Source organism: Bacillus sp. F9_6S_D1_P_5, assembly GCF_054823925.1.
Genome location: NZ_JBTREW010000011.1, coordinates 105951 through 119372, shown reverse-complemented (window position 1 = coordinate 119372; position 13422 = coordinate 105951). Strand labels below are relative to the sequence as shown.

The 13422-nt window shown below is 34.8% G+C and carries 9 protein-coding genes and 2 pseudogenes; 7 read left to right on the top strand and 4 right to left on the bottom strand.

Annotation, left to right across the window (positions count from 1 at the left end; all coding sequences use genetic code 11):
• Positions 1–371 precede the first annotated feature (371 nt).
• Complete coding sequence (desB, locus tag ACUXEY_RS15380) at positions 372–1457, top strand: Delta(10) desaturase DesB (protein WP_000661224.1); 1086 nt, start codon at positions 372–374, stop codon at positions 1455–1457.
• 53 nt (positions 1458–1510) lie between these two features.
• Here desB and ACUXEY_RS15375 read toward each other — a convergent pair whose 3' ends face one another.
• The 3 genes from ACUXEY_RS15375 to ACUXEY_RS15365 form a co-directional block, all read right to left on the bottom strand.
• Positions 1511–2203, bottom strand: coding sequence for an amino acid ABC transporter permease (locus ACUXEY_RS15375; protein ID WP_461301029.1), 693 nt, complete (start codon positions 2201–2203; stop codon positions 1511–1513).
• A gap of 143 nt (positions 2204–2346) precedes the next feature.
• Positions 2347–3141 (bottom strand): ABC transporter substrate-binding protein, encoded by a 795-nt coding sequence (locus ACUXEY_RS15370; RefSeq protein WP_461301028.1) that lies wholly within the window; start codon positions 3139–3141, stop codon positions 2347–2349.
• A 147-nt stretch (positions 3142–3288) separates the two neighbouring features.
• Complete coding sequence (locus ACUXEY_RS15365) at positions 3289–4011, bottom strand: amino acid ABC transporter ATP-binding protein (RefSeq protein ID WP_461301027.1); 723 nt, start codon at positions 4009–4011, stop codon at positions 3289–3291.
• A 210-nt stretch (positions 4012–4221) separates the two neighbouring features.
• On the opposite strand from ACUXEY_RS15365, the pseudogene ACUXEY_RS15360 reads away from it, so the two are divergent.
• Positions 4222–4572, top strand: a pseudogene (locus tag ACUXEY_RS15360) (HAMP domain-containing protein); the annotation flags it as partial.
• Positions 4564–5514, top strand: a complete 951-nt coding sequence (locus ACUXEY_RS15355) for a methyl-accepting chemotaxis protein (protein ID WP_432207165.1) — start codon at positions 4564–4566, stop codon at positions 5512–5514. The pseudogene ACUXEY_RS15360 and the gene ACUXEY_RS15355, both read left to right, overlap by 9 nt.
• Positions 5515–5546: 32 nt before the next feature.
• Here the strand turns inward: ACUXEY_RS15355 and ACUXEY_RS15350 are convergent.
• A pseudogene (locus tag ACUXEY_RS15350) lies at positions 5547–5748 on the bottom strand (BBE domain-containing protein); the annotation flags it as partial.
• Between the two features lie 178 nt (positions 5749–5926).
• Between ACUXEY_RS15350 and ACUXEY_RS15345 the strand changes: the two are divergent.
• The 4 genes from ACUXEY_RS15345 (at position 5927) to ACUXEY_RS15330 (ending at position 13401) form a co-directional block, all read left to right on the top strand.
• Positions 5927–7594, top strand: a complete 1668-nt coding sequence (locus ACUXEY_RS15345; RefSeq protein WP_461301026.1) for a glycoside hydrolase family 13 protein — start codon at positions 5927–5929, stop codon at positions 7592–7594.
• A 205-nt stretch (positions 7595–7799) separates the two neighbouring features.
• On the top strand, positions 7800–9437 hold the full coding sequence (locus ACUXEY_RS15340) for a PTS transporter subunit IIBC (protein ID WP_076869024.1): 1638 nt from the start codon (positions 7800–7802) through the stop codon (positions 9435–9437).
• Between the two features lie 4 nt (positions 9438–9441).
• Positions 9442–10233, top strand: coding sequence for an endonuclease/exonuclease/phosphatase family protein (locus ACUXEY_RS15335; RefSeq protein WP_461301025.1), 792 nt, complete (start codon positions 9442–9444; stop codon positions 10231–10233).
• Between the two features lie 306 nt (positions 10234–10539).
• On the top strand, positions 10540–13401 hold the full coding sequence (locus ACUXEY_RS15330) for a YhgE/Pip family protein (RefSeq protein WP_461301024.1): 2862 nt from the start codon (positions 10540–10542) through the stop codon (positions 13399–13401).
• Positions 13402–13422 lie beyond the last annotated feature (21 nt).

Sequence of the window (13422 nt, the reverse complement as noted above, 5' to 3'; positions counted from 1 at the left end):
GAATAAGTTAGAGTCTATAGTATATTAGTGTATGTATATAGATAATGGATGAAACCTTATAAAATCTATGTTTTTTCTTTAGTGAAATAAAGTATAATTATAAAAATATAACCAACTTTTATTACTAGGTCATAAAAGTTGTTGACAATATAGAAATTCTATTGATATGATTCATCATGTGGAAAGGTTGATAGAGAGTAAAAAGAGAAATGTTTTTCATTGATAATAAAAGCGAAAAAATAAGTGACGATAGAGTGAGTATATTTTCCTTATACATAGATGCTTTTTTAATCACCTAGTAAAATCAATCTGGAAGCAAGAATTGATATATGTAAGTTGCGCAAGGCGCGGCATAAGAAAGGGGCAAAAGGATGAAGGAGCTTCATACGTTTGGGTGGTATGCAGCACGTGTATCACCACATTTGCCGAAAAAAGCATTTAAACCAGTTCCGACTCGTTTATTTGGTGGACTGGCTTATTTGCTTGTGGCATTGGCGGGATTAATATCGATTGGTGTATTTGAATTGAATGTGTGGGCGAATCTAGGAATTGCGATTGTTCTTGGGTTATGTTTTGCTTCACTTGGGTTTTTAGGACATGAAATTTTACATGGAACTGTTGTAAGAAAGGCATGGCTTCGAGATTTCTTAGGAGCAATTGCGTTTATGCCATTATCAACAGGACCTAAACTTTGGAGAAAGTGGCACAATGCAACGCATCACGTTCATACACAACATGAAGAGAATGATCCAGATGCATGGCCTACACTTGAGAAGCTTAAAAAGAGTAAGTTTTTGAGCTGGGTATATCGTATGCCTCTTCATGTACGTTCATTCTTTAGTTTTCTGTCACTAACCATTCAATTTACATTGCATTCGACTCGAATGTTCTTTCATTTTATAAAAGAATTTAAGTCATCCAATCAAAAATCTGTATGGCTTCAACTTCTTTTGCCTTGGACAGTTTGGATTAGTTTATTGTTTATTATGGGACCTGGAAAATGGTTATTTGCATATGTGATTCCGTTGTTAATTGCTAACTTTATTGTAATGGCATATATCGCAACAAATCACCGCTTAAATCCAATTGTTCCAGTAAATGATCCGTTAGCAAACTGTTTGTCAGTAACAGTGCCGCGTTGGGTAGACGTTTTACATTTCAATTTCTCATATCATACAGAACACCATCTGTTCCCTGCTATGAGCTCTAAATACTATCCGTTAGTAAAAGAGAAAATTAAAGAAATGTGGCCGGAACGCTATCATGAGATGCCAATGACAAAGGCTTTGGCAGCGCTATGGAATACACCACGTGTGTATTATCAAGGAAGTGAATTAGTAGATCCGCATAGAGAGCATTTCTATGGTTCTTTAGGAAACGGACTAGATCCTCATAATATTTCATATCGTGAGGAACATATAGAGGAAGAAGAGAGTATTAAAAAGATAAATCAGTAAAAATTGATATATGTTGTAGTGAAAAAGCAAGCCATCTCAGGCTTGCTTTTTTTTTATAAAGAAACTTCCTTTTTTTTCTTTGCACTAACTTGAATTGAATTTGTTTCTTTTCGCTGTAGTCGTTTTTCTAAAAGATTAACAAAATAAGTAAATAGAAGAACAAGTACGAGGTAATATAAACCAACGATTATGTATGTTTCTAATTGTTGGAAGTTACCTGCAGCAATTGATAAACCTGATCCCCATAATTCGGATAACCCTACATATGCAACGAGGGAAGAGTCCTTTAACCCAATAATAAATTGATTTCCTAAAGGAGGAAGAGATTGACGAAATGCTTGTGGCAGTACAATACGGCGCATCGCTAAAGGATAAGGCATACCTAGAGAACGAGCAGCTTCCAATTGTCCACGGTCAATAGATTGGATGGATCCGCGGAAAATTTCAGTAATATATGCACCGTTATGGATTGCTAAAGCAATTGCTCCTGCCCAAAAAGGAGTAAAAACAACAACGGATGTAATTCCAAAATAGAGAATGGCAATTTGAACAATTAAAGGTGTACCACGAATAATGGCGATGTATACATGAGCAATACTATTTAAAACTTTATTGTTAGAGATGCGAAAAAAAGCGAATAGTAATCCAATTAGTGAACCGAGTAATAGGGATGTTAGTGTTAGTTGTAATGTGATAATAGTAGCCTTTAAGAGTGTGGGATAAGTAGACATAAAAATTTCAAACATATGTGTCACCTCATATTGTATGGATTTTGGTAGGGAATGAAATGCCCCACTGATTATTATCTCGGACTACTTGGGAGTTTTACTGCCCAGAAATAGCGAGATAAAAAGTGGGGCATAATTTATGAAACATTTGAATAGCTAATTTACTTCGTTTTTTCCTCTTCCCCAAGAATGTTACGTCCAAACCATTTTTTACTGATCTTTTCATACGTACCATCTTTAATAATTTCATCTAAAGCTTTATTTACTTTCTCAACCATTTCTTTATCATCTTTACGAATCGCAATTCCCATTTCATCAAGGTTTAATGGTTTACCAGCTTCTTTTATATTTGATTTACCTTCTTTGATCATACGTAAACCAACCATTTGATCTGTGATTACTGCGTCAATACGTCCAGGCTCTAAGTCCATAAGTGCAGTAATATCGCTATCGTATTCTGTAATTTGATCTGTATGTTTTGCAACAAGGTCTTTAAAGGTACTAGCTTTTACAACACCAATTTTCTTACCTTTCAAATCTTCTGGAGAAGAGATAGATGCATTCTTTTTAGCAACAAAAATTTGGGCGCCAGAACGATAATAAGGATTTGAGAAATTAACAGCTTTTAATCGTTCTTCTGTAATTGCCATACTACCGAGTATTGCATCATACTTTTTTGCTTTGAGACCTTGGATTAGTGTTTCCCACGGATTTGTAATAGGAGTAGGTTTCATATTCATTTTTTTCGCAAGTGCCTCACCTATTTCTACATCAAAACCGGCAAGCTTTCCGTCATTTTCTTTATAGTTAAAAGGTTTATATAAACCACTCATTGCATAACGAAATTCTTTTTCACCATTTGAAGAAGTAGTAGAGCTTTCCTTACTACAGGCTCCTAATATGAAGGATGTACATAATGTAATACTCGCAACAATAGTTAATAGTTTTCTTTTCATAAAACCCCTCCTATATATTGATCATACGGATGGTTTTAAGTATGGTATTTAGATATTGTATTTAGATATTGTATTTAGATATTGTATTTAGATGATTAGTTGTGCACCGTATGAATGTATTTCTTTTTGTTTGAAACAGAAGTTACACTATAAAACGTTGCGTAAAAATTGTTTTGCTCGTTCATGTGATGGAGCTGAAAAGAATTGCGCTGGCGGAGCATCCTCTACAATTTTTCCATCATCCATAAAAATGACGCGATCAGCTACATCTCTTGCGAAATTCATTTCATGAGTAACAATAACCATGGTCATTCCTTCTTCAGCAAGTTCTTTCATAACTTGCAGTACTTCTCCAACAAGTTCAGGGTCTAAGGCTGAGGTAGGTTCATCAAATAGCATAATTTTAGGATTCATAGCAAGAGCTCGTGCAATGGCAATGCGCTGTTTTTGACCACCTGAAAGGAGGTGGGGCGTTACAGCTGCTTTATCTTGTAAGCCGACTTTTTGCAGAAGTTGATTTCCGATTTCCTTTGCATTTGCTGCTTCTAATTTTTTTACATGAATAGGTGCTTCTATGATGTTTTCTAGTGAGGTCATATGGGGAAAGAGGTTAAAGTGCTGAAAAACCATACCGACATTTTCACGGACTTTGTTTAAATTTGAATGCTTTGGATCAATTCGTTCACCTTGTAAGTGAATTTCACCTTCATCGTACATTTCTAAAAAGTTAAGACAGCGAAGTAATGTACTTTTACCGGAACCACTGGCACCAATTAAAACAACAACTTCTTTTTCTTGTACTTCTAAATCAATTCCTTTTAAAACATCAAGTGAGCCAAATGATTTTACTAGATTTCGAACCTGAATCATACAAAACCCCCAGTCAAAAATAAATTTTACAAATGTTGCCCCTTATTTCTGTTATTAGTCACAAATTGTCAGAATCCTTTATTTTTTTTAGTGGATTTGATATTCAAGGAAATAATAATTTTTCAAATCCCTATATCCTTCTATAATGAAAATATGGATAATAATATATAGGTAGTATTTATATTGCTTATAAAAAGGGGGAAAGAAAAAATGGAAAAAGAAAGGAAGAAATTTTCCTTTGGCTTACGTATGCAGCTTATGCTATTTACTACAATTTTAGCTTTTATTACATATTCGACAAGTTTAATTTTTATTTACGTTATATATGATTATTTTCAAGGTTATGTAAGTCAAACCGTTTATAATATCATTGTTATGCTATTAGGTGTAGTATGGTCTGGAATTTTAGCGTATGGAGCAGCAATCTTTTTAATTAAACCACTTCGAAAGTTGGAGGAGGCTGCGAGGAAAGCAGCCGATGGCGATATTCGTGAAGATGTCCCGTTACCAAAAACAGACGATGAGATTAAATCTTTAAGTGTTGCATTTAATATGATGCTAGGAAACTTAAGAGGCATGGTACAAAATATTGATACTACATTTTCGTATACAAATAATCAAGTTCAGCAAATTAGAAGACAAACAGGGGAAGCGACAAAGCAAGCGCGAGGTGTTTCGGAAACTCTTGCAGAGATTTCTTCTGGAGCTGAGCAATCAGCGGCATCAATTCAAGCGATTGTTTCTGCTGTTGATACAACAACTTCTATTGCAAGTGAAGTAGAAGAAAAAGCAAAACAGTCTGATGAGTTGTCTTTAGAAATGGTTCAAGCTTTAGGACAAAGTACACGTGTCTTTACTTCTTTAATTCAAGGTATTCAAACGTTGGCAAAAGAAAATGAAAATTCGATGCAAAATGTACAAAAGTTAGAAGACCGAATGAAACAAGTAGAACATATTGTTTCTGTTGTGAGTGAGATTGCGAGTCAAACGAATTTATTAGCACTAAACGCTTCTATTGAGGCAGCTCGTGCTGGAGAGCATGGAAGGGGCTTTGCAGTTGTAGCTGAAGAAGTACGTAAACTTGCTGATGAAAGCGATCATTCTGCGAGAAATATATCGCAATTATTACGGAATATGCAAGAGGAAGTGCAACAAGTCGCATTTAAAATGACAGAGCAAGTAAAAACAGCTAAAGAAGAGGCGAAACGTGGGGAAGCTACGGAATTAATTTTAAAAGAAATGTCATCAAGTGTTATGGAAGTAGCCGATGCAACGAAGAAAATTAGTGGCTATATGAACGAACAAGTGAGGCACATTCATCAAACTGGAGCACAAACAAAGGCTGTAGCAGCAATTGCTGAGGAAACATCAGCTGGTTCACAAGAAGTGGCGCGTGTGACGTTGCAACAATCTAAAAATATGGTAGTAATCGATGAATTACTAAAGGATTTAGAGCAGCAAGCGGCGGACTTGAAACAAACAATTGAACGATTTTCAATGTAAAAAGGAAGAACAGCATTCTGTTCTTCCTTTTTTTACGTATGAAAAGGAGGGATACTTTGTTGAAAACGAAAAACATTGCACGGATCATATATGGTTTTCACTTTACGCAATCTTTGAAAGTTAGATCCATAATATTTGCCAATTTCTAATGTCGATATCGGGCCAATTGACATAGTCACCTAGTGTATAAGGGTCTAAGCTTTCTCGTAAATCTTTAACCCAGCGTATGTAACGTGCGTGGACAAGAGAAGATAAGGAATGAGATTTAATTTTGTGAGAAATAAAGCATAAGAATAAGGAATCTACATAGAGTTCAATGAAAACAGTTGCAAACTATTCATATTTTGTTATGATAGTGTTACGAAAACGTTTGCATAAAAATTCCGATGGGATGCAAAAGGAGAGAATGACTATGAATAAGACATGGTGGAAAGAAGCGGTTGCTTATCAAATTTACCCACGTAGCTTTATGGATTCAAATGGTGATGGTATTGGAGATTTACAAGGTATTATTACGAAACTGGATTATTTAAAAGATTTAGGTATAGATGTAATTTGGATTTGTCCAATGTATAAGTCACCTAATGATGATAATGGTTATGACATTAGTGATTATCAAGATATCATGGATGAGTTTGGTACGATGGAAGACTTTGATGCTTTACTAGATGAAGTTCATAAGCGTGATATGAAGCTTATTATTGATTTAGTTATTAATCATACAAGTGATGAACATCCATGGTTTATTGAATCCCGTTCATCTAAAGACAATCCGAAGCGTGATTGGTATATTTGGCATGATGGCAAAGATGGTACGGAACCAAACAACTGGGAAAGTATTTTTAATGGTTCGGCATGGGAATATGATGAAGTAACAGGACAATATTATTTACACCTATTCTCGCGTAAACAACCAGATTTAAACTGGGAGAATAAAGAAGTTCGCGAAGTGTTATACGATACAGTTAATTGGTGGCTTGATAAAGGAATTGATGGTTTCCGCGTGGATGCAATCAGCCATATTAAAAAAGAAGATGGCTTCAAAGATATGCCAAATCCAAAAGAACTAAAGTATGTACCATCTTTTGATAAACATATGAATGTGGATGGTATTCAACCTTTATTAGAGGAGTTAAAAGAAAATACATTTTCTAAGTACGATATTATGACTGTTGGTGAAGCGAATGGCGTTAAGATTGAAGATGCTGAGCTTTGGGTTGGAGAAGAGCAAGGTAAGTTCAATATGGTATTCCAATTCGAACATTTAAGCTTATGGGATGCAGAGAAGAAGAAAGATCTTGATGTTGTAGGGTTGAAAAAGGTATTAACGAAATGGCAAAAAGGGTTAGAAAATAAAGGCTGGAATGCTTTATATATTGAGAACCACGATAAGCCACGTATCGTTTCAACTTGGGGAGATGATAAACAATATTGGCGTGAAAGTGCAACAGCTCTTGGAGCGATGTATTTCTTTATGCACGGTACACCGTTTATTTATCAAGGACAAGAAATTGGGATGACAAATGTTCAATTCCCAAATATTGAAGATTACGATGATGTAGCAATTAAAAATTTATATCGTGAGAAAATTGCAGAGGGCGTATCACATCAAGATATGATGGAGATTATATGGGCTTCTTGCCGCGATAATTCACGTACACCTATGCAGTGGAACGATGAGATGAATGCTGGCTTCACAACAGCAGGTGCACCTTGGTTTGGTATGAATCCAAGCTATAAAGAAATTAATGTTGAAAAGCAAAAGAATGAAGAGAACTCTATTTTCAATTTCTATAAACAAATGATTGCCTTGAAAAAAGAGCACGATGTACTGAATTACGGTACGTACGATTTACTTTTAGAAGATGATCCGCAAATTTATGCATACACTCGTACATTAAATGATGAAAAAATCGTTGTAATTAGTAATATCTCAAAAGAGGAAGCTGTATATAATGAGGGTTCATTCGCACTAGAACGCAAACGTTTGCTTTTAAATAACTATGAAGTTGCGGAACATGAACAAGTAACTACAATCACGTTAAAGCCTTATGAAACAAGGGTTTATCGTATTTCATAATAAAAAAGGATGCTCTTAGAGCATCTTTTTTTATGAAAAAAAATAAATTTCTATTGCAAAGTGAAAACGCTTTTATTAAAATAGATTTATGAAAACGGTTGCGTAAAGATAAAAATGAAGTAACATAAGGAATCGTTTTCATAATAGAAACAGAAATTATAATTTAAATCATTACGTTGTTATAAATAAAGGGGAGGAAGAACAGATGAAAATTACGTCTTTTGATTTTTGGCAAAAGTTCGGGAAAGCATTATTAGTTGTTGTAGCTGTAATGCCAGCAGCTGGTTTAATGATTTCTATCGGTAAGTTAATTGGGATGTCTGCTGGGGATGTTAACGCAGTTCATACAATCGCTCGCGTAATGGAAGACATCGGTTGGGCAATTATTACAAATTTGCACATCTTATTCGCGGTAGCAATTGGGGGATCTTGGGCGAAAGATCGCGCAGGCGGTGCATTCGCAGCGCTATTAGCATTCGTCTTAACGAATAGAATTACAGGAGCTATATTTGGCGTAAACGCTGAAATGTTAGCGGATTCAAAAGCGAAAGTTTCTTCAGTATTAGCAGGAGATTTAATTGTAAAAGATTACTTTACTTCTGTACTTGGTGCACCAGCATTAAACATGGGAGTTTTCGTAGGGATTATCACAGGTTTCTTAGGAGCTACTTTATATAACAAATATTATAACTATAACAAACTGCCACAGGCATTAGCATTCTTTAACGGAAAACGATTCGTACCATTCGTTGTAATTGTTTGGTCTACAGTTACTGCAATTGTATTATCACTTTTATGGCCATTCATCCAAAGTGGATTAAATGAATTTGGTCGCTGGATTGCAGCTTCAAAGGATAGTGCACCAGTTGTTGCACCATTTGTATATGGAACGTTAGAGCGTTTACTATTACCATTCGGTTTACATCATATGTTAACGATTCCGATGAACTACACAGAGCTAGGCGGAACATATACGATGTTAACTGGCTCAAAAATTGGACAAGTTGTAGCAGGACAAGATCCTTTATGGCTTGCATGGATTACAGATTTAAATAACTTATTAGCAAATGGAGATACAAAAGCATATAACGATCTATTAAATAATGTTGTACCAGCCCGATTCAAAGCTGGACAAGTTATCGGTTCAACAGCAGCGTTAATGGGTATTGCATTCGCAATGTTCCGTAATGTTGATAAAGAAAAACGTGCAAAATATAAACCAATGTTCTTATCAGCAGCATTAGCAGTATTCTTAACAGGTGTAACAGAACCAATTGAATTCATGTTCATGTTTATTGCTCCAGTATTATATGTTGTATATGCAATTACAACAGGACTTGCATTCGCATTAGCGGATTTAATTAACTTACGTGTTCACGCATTTGGATTTATTGAGTTAATTACTCGTACACCGATGATGGTTAATGCAGGACTAACAAGAGATTTAATCAATTTTGTTATCGTTTCATTAGTATTCTTCGGTCTGAACTTTACATTATTCAATTTCTTAATTAAAAAGTTCAACTTACCAACACCAGGACGTGCAGGTAACTATATTGATAATGAAGATGAGTCATCAGAAGGAACAGGAAATGTACAAGATGGTTCATTAGCAACAAAAGTTATTGATTTATTAGGTGGAAAAGAAAATATTGCTGACGTAGATGCTTGTATGACTCGTTTACGTGTAACAGTAAAAGATTTAGATGTTGTTGCACCAGAAGCACAGTGGAAACAAAATGGTGCTTTAGGACTGATCGTAAAAGATAAAGGTGTACAAGCAGTATATGGTCCGAAAGCTGACGTATTAAAGTCAGACATTCAAGATATGTTAGGTGCGTAATAATATGAAATTGCTAACTTTAAACTGTCACTCTTGGCAAGAAGAAAATCAAATAGAAAAGATAAAATATCTTGCTAAAGTCATTCAAGAAGAACAGTATGATGTGATCGCATTGCAAGAAGTAAGTCAGTCGATAGGGGCTGAAAATGTATGCGGTAACAAGAAAAAAGATAATTTTGGACTTTTACTATTAGAAGAGTTAAAAGCGTTACATGTAAAAGATTACAATATTACTTGGGATTTCTCTCATATTGGTTATGATGTGTATGAAGAAGGATTAGCGATTGTAACGAAACATAATGTTGTAAAAGAAGATACGTTCTTTATTTCAGAAAATAAGGATACAACGTATTGGAAAACGCGCAAAATTGTAAGTGCAACAATTGCTTATAATGGTAAGAACATCACGTTTTACTCTTGCCACCTCGGTTGGTGGAATGATGAAGAAGAGTCATTCACAGGTCAAGTTGATCGTTTAATGGAGCGTGTAAGTCGTAACGAACTTTCCTTCTTAATGGGTGATTTTAATAATAACGCCCGTTTGCAAGGTGAGGGTTATGAATATATGATGCAAAAAGGTTTGTATGACACATATGAACTAGCAATAGAGAAGGATGAAGGAACAACTGTCCAAGGTGAGATTGCTGGTTGGGATGAAAATAAACATAATTTACGCATCGATTTAATATTGTGTAACCAAAGTGAAAAAGTTCGTTCTTCAAAAGTTATTTTTAATGGTACAAACCGAAAGGTGATTTCAGATCATTTCGGTGTAGAAGTACAAGTAGATATATAATAGAAGAAATCCTCACAGATGATGAAAAGCTGTGAGGATTTTTTTAAGGAATACAAGTATTTCCAAGAGAAAATACTTGTATTTTTTATGACATTTCCTATATATTTGTTATTATTGAATGTAAAACCGATTTGGTCATTTTGTATTCATACTTTGACTGACTTCGTTATATAATGTAGTAAGTCAAAGTTATTGGGAAAAAATAGTTCGTTTTTGGTTAATCCACGATGTAGAAAGTGATATAATTGCAAAATGTATGTATCATTTTCTAAAGAAGGAAAAATATATAATTAGGTGATAACTTCTATGAAACAAATTTGGCGTATTTATAAGACAGATTTACGGAATGTAGCTAAACATTGGGCTGCAATTGTTATTGTTTTAGGATTAATGATTTTACCATCGTTATATGCATGGTTTAACATTAAAGCTTCCTGGGATCCGTACGGAAATACAAAAGAGGTTCCCATTGCAGTGTCTAACCAAGATGCAGGCTCTAATTTAAGAGGGAAAGATATTAATATCGGGGAAGAAATTGTAGATTCTCTTAAGAAAAACAAAAATCTTGGGTGGAAATTTGTAGATGAAAAACAAGCAATTCACGGAGTTGAGCGCGGGGATTACTATGCAAGTATTACAATTCCAAAAGATTTCTCTGAAAAGATTGCAACTGTTCTGGATGAAAATCCGCAGAAACCAGAACTGGATTACTATGTAAATGAAAAGGTAAATGCGATTGCACCGAAAATTACAGCAAAAGGTGCATCAGGTATTACAGAAGAAATTAGTAAAAACTTTGTTAAAACAGCAAACGGTGAGATTTTTAAAGTTTTTAACGATCTTGGAATCGATTTAGAAACAAACTTACCAAGTATCGAGAAAGTAAAAGATCTTGTATTTAAGTTAGAAGCGCAGTTCCCAGAAATGAATACACTGATGGATAAGGCGTTAGATGATGCGACTCGAGCAGAGGATATTGTGAAAGTAGCACAAAAAGATTTACCTGTTGTAGAGAGTGTCATAAATGATGGACAGGAAGCATTGGCGAATTTAGATAAGTTCTTTGCAAGACAAGATCAAACATTAAAAAATGCTCCAGGGAAGATAAGAAATGATTTAGTAGTAGCACAAGGTGTTATGGATAGTGCAGCTGCATTTACTGACTTTTTAATGAATCCAGGTGTTGATTTAAACATTCCTGATTTCTCTGGAATGAATGGACTACCTGAATTCCCTGCAAGACCAGACCTTTCTAAGCTGAATAGTGATGGTTATAAGGGAATAGCACAAAATATTAATCAAACAGTAAATAATGTTTTAAGCTCATCACGTGCAGGAACAGCTTATGGGAAAAGTGTTGTAAATGGATTGCAAAATGGTCAGTTTGATCCAGAGCAAGCAAAGAAAGATTTAAATGCAGTATCAGATCAACTGCAAGCTCGTACAGAAAATATTTCATATCTTATTAATATATTTACTGAACTTCAAAACTCAGCCACGACTGATTTTGGAAAAAGCTTCTTCCAGGGGCGAGTGGATCGCTTAACTAAGCTTAAAGGTAGTATGGAAAATGCAAATAATGGCATTAAAGATATTGTAAGTGTTATCGGTACAGGACAAGAAGTAAAGAAAGATGTAACAGATGTAGCAAATCAAAAGTTAGATGCAGCAAATGCATTAATTGATCAAGCGGAAAAAGATTATAATGAAACATTTGTAGCAGATTATAAAAAAGCAGTTAGCACTGTAGATCAAGCTAAAGCAAATGCGAATGAAATATATGATAATGCAAAAGCGGATTATGAGAAAGCAAAGAATAGCCTTGAAAGTACTAAATCTAGTGTTCAAAAAGCATTAGAGGATGTACAAAATAGAGGTGTTAATGGTTTAGAAGGTTCGAAGGAAGCCTTAAAAAGTTTAAATGGTCAATTCCAAGCTGGAATTGGTTTAATTGATGATATGATTCCTGTTCTAGAAAGTACAAATAAGGTTTTAGCAGATGTAAATAGTGATAAAAACCTTAATAATGGAATTGCGAAATTAAATAAAGCGAAAAGTAGTCTGCAAAAAGGTGTAGAGGCAACGAATAAGGGAATTACACTTCTTAACAATGGCCAGAAACCTACAAAAGATGTAATTGAAAGTATTAACAACGCTGCGAAGGGCGGATCAGCTCAATTAACGGATGTATTATCGACGTATGATTCAGAAATTGTACCTAATTTCAATACAGCAATTGCTCGTACAAAAGAGATGTCGAAAAATACAACTCAAATTTTAAATGATGCAGACAAAAAGCTTCCAGATGTAAAAAAACTACTAGAAGATTCATCAAAAGGCTTAGTAGATGGTAAAAAGAAATTAGCAGACATTAAAGCTGAAATGCCGGAAACTGAGAAAAAGATTAAAGAATTAGCAAATAAAATTCGTGATTTTGAATCTGAAGAGGATTTAAAAGACATCATACGTTTATTGAAAAATGATGTTGAAAAGCAAAGTGACTACTTTGCGAATCCAGTAAATTTAAAAGAGAATAAATTATTTGCGATGCCGAACTACGGTTCAGCAATGTCACCATTCTATACAGTGCTTGCATTATGGGTAGGCGCATTATTAATGGTTTCATTATTAACAGTAGAAGTACATGAAGAGGGCGCGAATTATAAGAGCCATGAAATTTACTTCGGACGTTTATTAACATTCTTAACGATAGGTCTTTCACAAGCGTTTATCGTATCAATGGGAGATATATTCTTACTCGGTACGTACGTAGTCGATAAGTTCTGGTTTGTATTATTTAGTTTATTTATTGGTGGGGTCTTCGTTTGTATCGTATACTCACTCGTTTCTATTTTCGGAAACGTTGGGAAATCGATGGCGATTATTTTACTTGTACTGCAAGTAGCAGGATCGGGCGGAACATTCCCAATTCAAATGACACCAGCGTTTTTCCAAGCGATTTATCCGTTCTTACCGTTCACATATGCAATTAGTGCAATTCGTGAAACAGTAGGTGGAATGCTGTGGGATATTGTAACTCGAGATTTACTTGTGTTAAGTGCTTTCGTAGTAGTTATGATTGTTGCTGCGTTATTACTGAAAACACCAATTAACAAATCAAGTGAAAAATTCGTTGAGAACGCAAAAGGAAGTAAAATCATTCACTAAAATAAAAGGTTCCTACCGATA